At 68.7% G+C, this 8,921-nt stretch carries 10 protein-coding genes; 3 read left to right on the top strand and 7 right to left on the bottom strand.

Annotated elements, in window-relative coordinates; all coding sequences use genetic code 11:
- From ACXAID_RS25380 to rimP, 4 genes are all read right to left on the bottom strand, one after another.
- A partial coding sequence (locus tag ACXAID_RS25380; RefSeq protein ID WP_475024945.1) for a translation initiation factor IF-2 N-terminal domain-containing protein occupies positions 1–288 on the bottom strand: 288 nt, incomplete at its 3' end.
- 77 nt (positions 289–365) lie between these two features.
- The gene (locus ACXAID_RS25375) at positions 366–719 is read right to left on the bottom strand and encodes a YlxR family protein (protein ID WP_475024947.1); all 354 of its coding nucleotides are present in this window, start codon (positions 717–719) and stop codon (positions 366–368) included.
- 95 nt (positions 720–814) lie between these two features.
- Positions 815–1,870, bottom strand: coding sequence for a transcription termination factor NusA (gene nusA / locus ACXAID_RS25370; RefSeq protein WP_475024944.1), 1,056 nt, complete (start codon positions 1,868–1,870; stop codon positions 815–817).
- 6 nt (positions 1,871–1,876) lie between these two features.
- Positions 1,877–2,401, bottom strand: a complete 525-nt coding sequence (rimP, locus tag ACXAID_RS25365; RefSeq protein ID WP_475024943.1) for a ribosome maturation factor RimP — start codon at positions 2,399–2,401, stop codon at positions 1,877–1,879.
- Between the two features lie 172 nt (positions 2,402–2,573).
- Between rimP and ACXAID_RS25360 the strand changes: the two genes are divergently transcribed.
- The 3 genes from ACXAID_RS25360 to ACXAID_RS25350 all read left to right on the top strand — a co-directional run bounded on the left by ACXAID_RS25360 (position 2,574) and on the right by ACXAID_RS25350 (position 4,886).
- Positions 2,574–3,116 (top strand): hypothetical protein, encoded by a 543-nt coding sequence (locus ACXAID_RS25360; RefSeq protein ID WP_475024942.1) that lies wholly within the window; start codon positions 2,574–2,576, stop codon positions 3,114–3,116.
- Positions 3,113–3,598, top strand: a complete 486-nt coding sequence (locus ACXAID_RS25355; RefSeq protein ID WP_475024941.1) for a ferritin-like domain-containing protein — start codon at positions 3,113–3,115, stop codon at positions 3,596–3,598. Before ACXAID_RS25360 ends, ACXAID_RS25355 begins: the two co-directional genes overlap by 4 nt.
- Before the next feature lie 91 nt (positions 3,599–3,689).
- On the top strand, positions 3,690–4,886 hold the full coding sequence (locus ACXAID_RS25350) for an acyl-CoA dehydrogenase family protein (protein ID WP_475024940.1): 1,197 nt from the start codon (positions 3,690–3,692) through the stop codon (positions 4,884–4,886).
- A gap of 53 nt (positions 4,887–4,939) precedes the next feature.
- On the opposite strand, the gene ACXAID_RS25345 is transcribed toward ACXAID_RS25350, so the two are convergent.
- The 3 genes from ACXAID_RS25345 to ACXAID_RS25335 are packed head-to-tail and all read right to left on the bottom strand — an operon-like array spanning position 4,940 to position 8,836.
- Positions 4,940–6,385, bottom strand: a complete 1,446-nt coding sequence (locus tag ACXAID_RS25345; RefSeq protein ID WP_475024939.1) for an MCE family protein — start codon at positions 6,383–6,385, stop codon at positions 4,940–4,942.
- 1 nt (position 6,386) lies between these two features.
- Entirely contained in the window at positions 6,387–7,514 is a 1,128-nt protein-coding gene (locus ACXAID_RS25340; protein WP_475024938.1) for an MCE family protein, read from the bottom strand.
- On the bottom strand, positions 7,511–8,836 hold the full coding sequence (locus ACXAID_RS25335) for an MCE family protein (protein ID WP_475024946.1): 1,326 nt from the start codon (positions 8,834–8,836) through the stop codon (positions 7,511–7,513). Before ACXAID_RS25335 ends, ACXAID_RS25340 begins: the two co-directional genes overlap by 4 nt.
- Between the last annotated feature and the right edge of the window lie 85 nt (positions 8,837–8,921).

Here is an 8,921-nt window from a genome sequence, read left to right as displayed (position 1 = left end):
CGTCGGCGGGGGCTGCTTGGACACCTGCGGAGCCGAGGGCTTTGGCGCCGCCGGCCGCTCCGGGGCCGCCGGCTTGGGCGCCCCGTTGCCCGAGCCGCTGCTCTTGACCTTCTCACCTGCGGGCTTGTTGCCGCCGAAAGACTCGCGCAGGCGGCGCGCGACGGGTGCCTCAACGGTCGAGGATGCCGATTTGACGAATTCGCCCTGCTCACTCAGCCGGGCGAGCACTTGCTTACTTGTGACACCGAGTTCCTTGGCCAACTCGTGCACACGGGCCTTACCTGCCACTACATCTCCTGTCTAGAGGCGACAGCGGTGGTAGGCGCCGCGCCTCGGGTTAGCTATGACGCATGGTCATCGGGACTTCACGGTGTGCTCATGTTCTTCGCTACCTGTTCTCTAGTTACCGCTGTGTCCGGACTCTCCGCCGAGGCGAAGAGCTCGGTCACCGCGGTGATGTCCGGTGAACCGGTGATCCGCAGCGCACGGCCGAAGGCTCGCCGCCGTACTGCTGCGTGCAGGCAATCCGGATCGGGGTGCAGCCAGGCACCCCGCCCCGGAAGCGTTCTCGTCGCGTCAACGGTCACGGCGACCTGGTCATTCCCAGGCCCGTTCCCGCCGCGGACAGCGACCACCCGAAGCAATTCGACGGCCAGCTCTCGTTTCCGGCACCCGATGCAGGTCCGCACAGGGCCCTCAGAGCGCCCGCGCTTACGCATCCGAACCGATTCCTCGCGCTGGATCACCGCCGAGTCTACCGCCACCGAAGAGCCGGAACGAAAACCGGTGCCGAAAGCCCTGCGGGCGCCGCGCGCTACCGGTCACCGAGGGCGCCGTGGGCGGCGTCCGGCCTCGGCTCGACACGGCGCTCGGGCCTGTCACTGGCGGCGTCATCGCTGCGGATGTCGATGCGCCAGCCGGTCAGGCGGGCGGCCAGCCGCGCATTCTGCCCTTCCTTGCCGATGGCCAGCGACAGCTGGAAGTCCGGCACGATCACCCGCGCCGCGCGATTGGCCTCGTCGATCACGGTGACCGAAACCACCTTCGCCGGCGACAGCGCGTTGGCCACGAAACGGGCCGGGTCCTCGTCGTAGTCGATGATGTCGATCTTCTCGCCGGACAACTCGCTCATCACGTTGCGGACCCGCTGCCCCATCGGACCGATGCACGCGCCCTTGGCGTTGAGTCCGGGCATCCGCGAAGCCACCGCGATCTTGGAGCGATGCCCCGCCTCGCGGGCCACCGCGATGATCTCGACGGAGCCGTCGGCGATCTCGGGGACCTCCAGCGAGAACAGCTTGCGGACCAGGTTGGGGTGCGTCCTCGACAGCGTGATCAGCGGTTCGCGCGCGCCCCTGGTGACGCCCACCACGTAACAGCGCAGCCGGTCACCGTGTTCGTAGCTCTCCCCCGGTACCTGCTCGGCGGCCGGGATGACGCCCTCGGACCCTTTGGTCTCGCTGCCCATCCGCACCACCACCAGGCCCCTGGCGTTGGCCCGCGCATCACGCTGGATCACGCCGGCGACGATGTCACCCTCGCGCGCGGAGAACTCGCCGTAGTTCTTCTCGTTCTCCGCGTCGCGCAGCCGCTGCAGGATCACCTGGCGCGCGGTGGTGGCCGCGATGCGGCCGAAACCCTCCGGAGTGTCGTCCCACTCGTGCAGGACGTTGCCGTCCTCGTCGGTCTGGCGGGCCACCACCTTGACCACGCCGGTCTTGCGGTCGATGTCGATCCGCGCGTCGGCCTCATGGCCTTCGGTGTGCCGGTAGGCGGTCAGCAGCGCCGACTTGATCGTCTCGACCACGACGTCGACCGAGATTCCCTTGTCGGCCTCGATCGCGTGTAGGGCGGCCATGTCGATGTTCACGCTCAGTCATCCTTTCCCGGCCACACCGGCCAACTCCAGCTCCCGCTGATTTGGCGGTGAAAACTCAACCTGAACAACGGCTTTGGCTATGGCGTCCATTTCCACCTCGCGAACGCGCAGGTCGGACCGGCCACCTTCGCGAACCACCAGGGCCACCGTCTGCCCGGCGCTGTCGCCGAGCCGCCCGGACAGCACCGACCCGTCGGTCAGGGTCATCTGCACGCGACGGCCCTGCGCGCGGCGGAAGTGCTTCGGTTCGGTGAGGGGCCGGTCGACCCCCGGGGAGGTCACCTCCAACACATACGGCGGCGAGTCCAGGTCGTCGAGCAGCGCGGAGGCCGTCCGGGACAGTTCGGCCACCGCGTCCAGATCCAGCCCGTCCTCGCCGTCGGCGACCACGGTGATCCGGCCGGGGCGGGCGGCGCCGTCGATCACGACGTCCTCGATGTCGAAACCGGCGCGCGCGAACTCCGCCTCGAGCAGATCGATCACCTGTCGTTGCGACGGCAATCCACTGGACCGCTCTGCCACGGCGAGCTCCTCGTCTTGAGTTGTCTCCGACCTGATCCACCGGGCTCGAGTCATCACCCCGGTGAACCCGAGTGACCACGATACGCCAGCGCCGGGAGGGCAACGGCCAAAAGCAGCGTTCGCCCCGGCAGGCCGCAGGGGCTACCGGGCACGCCGCTGCCGCAATGGCAGGATGTGGCTCGTGCCGACTCCCGCCGCCACCGTCAGCCGCCGGCGCCTCCTGGTGGGCAGCGCGGCGCTGGTCACCCTCGGTGTCGTCGTCGCCGGCTGCGGGACCGCACCGCCGCCGCCCGACCTCGACGACCTCACCACCGCACTGGACCGGGCGCGCAGCGACAGCCGGCTGGCGACCGAGACCGCCGAACGGACCCGCGGGCCGCTCGCCGGGGCGCTGGGCGCGGTCGCGACCGAACGGTCGGCACACGCGCAGGCCCTCGCCGACGAGATCGTCCGGCTCACCGGGCAGCCGGCACCCACCACCAGCGTCCCGGCCACTACCACGGCGACCACCTCGTCGACCTCGTCGACGTCCTCGGTCGCAGATCCCCCGCCCACCGTCGACGACGTGATCGGCGCGCTGCTCACATCCGCCGAGAGCGCGACGACGTCGGCCGCGGCGCTGTCGGGCTACCGCGCCGGGCTGCTCGGGTCGATCGCCGCCGCGTGCACGGCCGCCTACACCGTGGCGCTGACCCCGATCGGAGAGAGTCGATGACCTCCCCGGCGACCTCTCCTACGCCTCAGCCCGACCCGTCCCGCCCCGACAGCGCCCCGGACGCGGCGCTCTACGACGCACTCGCCGCCGAGCACGCCGCCATCTACGGGTACGGGTTCGTCTCGGCGCACTCGACGTTCGACCGCAACTACCTGGTGGCCGACGCGATGGACGAGCACCGGGCCCGCCGGGAGGCGGCGATCGCGCTGCTGACCGACCGCGCGGTCACGCCCCCGCTGCCGGCCGCCGGCTACCAGCTGCCCGGCGAGGTCGAGAATGCCCGCCAGGCGGCCGAACTGGCGGTCACGATGGAGCAGGATGCGGCCGTGGCGTGGCGCGCGGTCCTCGAGCAGGCCGACGACCAGGCGGTCCGGGCGTTCGCGGTGACCGCGCTGACCGAGTGCGCGGTCACCGCGGCCCGCTGGCGGCGGTTGATGGGCACCCAGCCCGTCACCGTCGCCTTTCCGGGCGGCTCGGAGTAGCCGCACCGAAGTACAGATCGCCCTACGCCGCGCCGGCATCTGATTAAATAGATAACTGTTTAGCTTTATTCAGTTGCCGAAGGAGATACCGGTGTCGGTGCGCGCAGATGAACCCGTTGTCAGCCATCCGAGCTACGCCGAGGACATCGCGGCGTACCGCACCGACTTCCGCCGCTACCTGCGCGAGCTCGACGCCGCCGAGCTGTGGCGCACCGCCGCCCACGACAACACCGAAGACGCCATGGCGGCCGACGCGGCGATGCTGGCCCGGCTGCACCGCGACGGGTGGAGCCGGTTCGGCTGGCCGGAGGCCTCCGGCGGACTCGGCGGCAACGAACTCCATCGCGCGGTGTACTACGAAGAACTCAGCCGGGCCGCACTGCCGGTGCCCGCTCAACACTGGACGTTGGAGACCCTCGGGCCGGCGCTGCAGCGGTACGCCCCCGATCTCGCCCAGCGCTATCTGCCTTCCTACCTCTGCGGTGCGGAATGGTGGGGGCAGTGCTTCTCCGAGCCGGAAGCCGGCAGCGACCTGGCCTGCCTGCGCACCCGGGCCACCAGGGCAGCCGACGGCGCATTCGTCGTCAACGGCCACAAGATCTGGACCAGCCAGGGCCCCACCGCCACCCGACTGCTCGCCCTGGTTCGCACCGGACCCCTCGAACACCGGCATCGGGCACTGACCATGCTGATGATCGACGCCGACACCCCGGGCGTGACCATCCGTCCCATCGCCCTGGCCAGTGGACGGCGCGAGCTCGCCGAGGTCTTCTTCGACAATGTGCAGGTCGGTGCGGAGCGGCTGGTCGGCGAGGTCGACTCGGGATGGACCGTTGCGATGTATCTGATGCAGTTCGAGCGAGGCATGTACGGGTATGCCGTCCTGACCCGGTTACTCGCCGAACTCGATCGACTCAGGAACGTCCTCGCCCGGTCAGAAGCAGCGCAGCGGGACAGCTTCGCACGCATCTACCTCGACGTGGTCGCCGCCCAGGCCCGGGCGGCGACCACGGTGCGCAAACTCGCCGAGGGAAGGCCGCTCGGCCCCGACTCCAGCGTCGACAAACTGCTCTTCAGCAGCGCCGAACAGCGGGTCCACGATCTGATTCTCGATATCGGCGAAGACATGCTGATGGCCTCCGCCGCATCCGATTCCGCGCTCGAGGCCGACGCCGCGCGGGCCGCGTGGTGGTATTCGCGCGCGGCGACGATCATGGGCGGCACCGCCGAGATCCAGCGCGGCATCATCGCCGACCATCTGCTGGGCCTGCCCCGGGAAAACCGGTAGCCGTCGGCCACAGCCGCCCGGCCCCCGGGACTCCCACGGGTGGGCGGCAGCGGTCAGCTCGGCGGAAGCAGCATGTCCTGCCAGGTGTGCTCCCCCCGCCCGTCCGAGGACAGGTCCTCACGCGTGTACACCCGCCCATCGGGGGCGAGGTACGAACCCGTTGCCGGGTCGTACCGCGTCACCACCGATGGCATCGGCACCTCGGGCCCGCCCTCGGGTGGGCCCGACGGCGGCAACTGAGGAATGTCCTGCCCCGACAATGTCGCGTTCGGATCACCCTTCCAGTTGGTGCCGTCGTTGAGCGGTACGTAAAACTCCTCGCTCTCACACATTTTCACCGTCGGGGCCCGTTTACCCGGCCGCGTCGCACAGGGAATGTTGCGGGCGCCCCGGACGTTCTGCGGCGCGTCCTGCGGTATGCGGCAGTACACGTCGCCGGCGGGCCGGTCGGGGGCATCGGTGACGGCGGGCGGACGGCGCTGCGACGGGGGCAGGAACCCGGTGGCGCACGGGGGTGGCAGATTGATGTTCAGGTTGAAGTCCAGGTAGGCACCCTTGTAGTCCTGCTTGGTGTTGTGGTTGGCGACCACGGCACCCTGCGCCATCGCGACACCCTGGGGCATCAACACCAGCAGCTGCTCGATACCGCTCTGGTACGTGACGGCCACCTGTCCGACACTGACCAGATTGGCCAGCAGCACCGGGATGGTCGGCTGCACCCGGTCGATCAGCAGCCGCGCTTCGGCCGCGGCGTCTCCACCACGGTCGATCAGCCCGGCGACGGATTCGTCGTTGTCGCGGAGCTGGGCGGTGATGGTGGCCATCTGGGCTGCCCAGGCCCGAATGTCGCCGCCGGTGTCGATCTGGGCGTCGAGCAGCGGACCGCTGTCGTCGATCAGCGTCGTCAGCGCGTCCAGATGCTCGCGCGCATCGATGGCCAGCGCGCTCGAGCCGCGCACCACCCGCGAGAGTTCCGGACCCAGACCGCCTACCGCAGTATAGGATTCGTCGATCGCGGTTCGCAGACTGTCGTGCGGGATCGCTAGCAGCCCGGCATTCGTCGCGTCCAGCAACTCGTCCACCGGCGGCGGCACCGAGGTGTCGGCCAGTCCGATCACATCACCGTCGCGCAGCGGCACGGCGCTGTCCCCGCGTGGTAGCAGCGACACGTACTGTTCCCCGACCGCGGACTGGCTGTGCACCTCGGCGGTCACATCCGACGGGATCGCGATCTGCGAGTCGAGCACCAGCCGGGCCTGCACGTGCCCGTCGGGTTGCAGCTGCACCGACTCCACCTTGCCCACCTGGGTTCCGCGGTAGGTGACGTTGCCCGACGCATACAGCCCGCCCGAGCGGGGCAGCTCGATCACGACGGTGTAGTGCCCGAAACCCATCATCGCCGGCACCCGCACGTAACCGAAGGCCATGACGGCCAGGGCGGTCAACGAGATCACCGTGAACACGATCAATTGGATCTTGATTCGTCGGTCGATGTGCATGTCAACGCCCCTGATCGAGGTGGTAGGGCGCCACCAGCGGGTTCTCCGAGGTGTAGGGGCTGGGCATCTGCCCGATGGTCCGTCCCCACTGCATCTCCAAGTGGGTCAGCGCCCCTTCGAATCGAGTCCCGGTGAGCAACCCGGCGTCGAGTCGACTCAGGGTCAGATCCACGATCGCCGTCATGTTCCCGTAGTCGCCCCGGAACCAGTTGTCCAGGGTGTCGAACGGGAACGGGTAGGTCGCCAGCATCCCCAACGACTCGGTCAGCGCCGGCCCGGCGTCGGCCAGCGATTCGAGCACCGGGGCGATGTCGGAGAGCTCCTGGACCAGATCCTCCCGGGTCTGGTTCACCGTGTCCACGGTCAGGGCACTGAACTGGCCCAGTTTGACCAGTGCGTCGGCCAACTCGACCCGGCGGTCCTTCAGCACGGTCAATGCGTCGGGGAGCACCGTCAACGCGCGGTCGAGCACCGGCTTCCCGTCGGCGAAACGGCCGACCAGCCGGTCGAGACTGTCTGTCGCCTCGATGATCTCGGTGGTCTGAGCAGAGACGTTGGTGAAGAAGATGTCCAACTGCTCGATCAGACTGCGCAGATCCTGTTCACGGTCTCGCAGCGCGACACTGAAGGTCTCCACCAACTCCGGCACATGGCTGACGCCGCCGCCGTTGAGCAGCAATGACACTGCGGCCAGAGTCTGTTCGGTGCTCGGATAGGCACCGGCGTCGGCCAGCCTGATGACCGATCCGTCGTGCAGCCTGCCTTGGGCAGGGATACCGCCGGGCGGTGCCAGCTCGATGTGCAGCGAGCCGAACAAGCTGGTCTGCCCGATCGTGACGGTGGCGTTGGCGGGCAGCTCGACGCCGCCGTCGATGCGCATCGTCAACAGCGCATGCCAGCCCTGGCGCTCGATCCTGGTGACCGTACCGATGTTGATGTCACCGACCCGCACCCGCGAATTCTGCTGAATGTTGCTGACATCAGGCATCTGGGCCTGGATCGTGTAGGAGCCGGGGCCGCCTCCCTCGGTGCCCGGCAGCGGAAGCGAGTTCAACCCACGCCATCCGCATCCAGATGCCACCGAGATCACCAGTACCGCACACAATCCCACGATCACGCGCCTAGTCATGATCCGCCTTCCCCGGGCACCATCATCCCGCTCAGACCGGCGGCCGGGTCGGTCGGCGCAGGTCCGGGCGGCAGCGCGATGACACCGTGATCGGCGGGCGCCGGCAAAGCCGTATCCGGTTGCGCTGCTATGGACTCCGCCGCCGGTGGAACATGGTCCGGGCGCAGCCAGTCCTCGCTGTAGGTGATCTCGTTGGGACGGGCCATGGCACCGGCGAGAGCGTTGAATCCCAGCGGAAGCAGGTAGTTGTACTGCCGATTCTTGACTATCGGCGCCAGATACTGCACGCACAACTTCGCCGACTGCTCGGCGTTCATCCGCGAGGCCGCCTGGATCGCTCCACACAGGAACTCGATCGGGTTGCTGAAGTTGTTGCCCGACAGGATGCCCGTCACCGCCCCCTGGGCCGGCTGGTAGATGTTGACGTAGTTGCCCAGCGTGCTGGGCAACAGGTGCAGCGCCTGCTCGATGTCGTCGATGCTGGCGCCGAGCGCTGCGGCCACCTCCGAAAGCCGGTCGGTGGTCACACCGACGGCTTCGCGATTGTCTGCGACGAAGGTGGCGACGTCGTCAGCCGCCGTACGCAATGCCGCCACCGCCCGGCCGATCTCGTCGGGATCGTCGGCCAGCAGCGCACTGACCGCGGAGAGGTTGCGGTTGAGCTGCGCAGTCAGGTCCGCACTGTCCTGCAACGCCGACACCAGCACCGCCAGGTTGCGCACCGAGCCGAAGACGTCGTCGGAGTGGTCGGCGAGTATCGACAGCGCCTGCGACAGGTTGACCACGCTCTCGCGGATGTCGGCGCCGCGACCACGCAGATTGTCGGCCATCGTCTCGACGAACGCACCCAGCGTCGACACCCCGCCGGGTGTGGTCGGTTGCAGCGTCTGGCTGAGGTCGTCGAGTTGGGTGCGCAGCTGGTCCCACTCGACGGGAACCGCCGTCCGGTCTTCGGTGATGACCGCTCCGTTCTGCAGGACCGGTCCGCCGGTGTAGGCGGGCGTCAATTGGATGGCGCGCGCGGTCACCAGCGACGGCGAGATGATCATCGCTTTCACCCCCGCAGGGACTGCGTACTCACCGTCCACCCAGAAGGTCACCTTCGCATCCTGCGGCTGTGGCTCGATGGACTCGATCTCACCGACCGGCACACCGAGGATCCGGATCTCATCACCGGGGTAGATGCCGTTGCTGTTGTCGAAGTAGGCCGTCACCCGGATGCGTTCGCGGTCGGCTCCCAGAACGGACACCGCGCCGATTCCCGCCACCACCAGGGCCACCAGCGTCACCGCCAGCCCGATCCTGGCCCGCGTGGTCCTGATCACGACGTCGCCCCCTCTGCCGTAGACGTGTTCGGGCCGGGGTCGCCCGCCGGCTCCGGGCCCGCCGGGGGACCCGGGGGCGGCC

This window comes from Mycobacterium sp. ABE4_509 (genome assembly GCF_056160785.1).
Note: the sequence above shows the minus strand (reverse complement) of the source record. Positions and strands in the feature narration are given on the sequence as shown.

Coding starts and splice junctions, on each gene's coding strand:
- ACXAID_RS25375 (WP_475024947.1), bottom strand. CDS start 719: ATGCGTAAGCGCGGGCGCTCTGAGGGCCCTGTGCGGACCTGCATCGGG.
- ACXAID_RS25360 (WP_475024942.1), top strand. CDS start 2,574: ATGTGGCTCGTGCCGACTCCCGCCGCCACCGTCAGCCGCCGGCGCCTC.
- ACXAID_RS25355 (WP_475024941.1), top strand. CDS start 3,113: ATGACCTCCCCGGCGACCTCTCCTACGCCTCAGCCCGACCCGTCCCGC.
- ACXAID_RS25345 (WP_475024939.1), bottom strand. CDS start 6,385: ATGCACATCGACCGACGAATCAAGATCCAATTGATCGTGTTCACGGTG.
- ACXAID_RS25340 (WP_475024938.1), bottom strand. CDS start 7,514: ATGACTAGGCGCGTGATCGTGGGATTGTGTGCGGTACTGGTGATCTCG.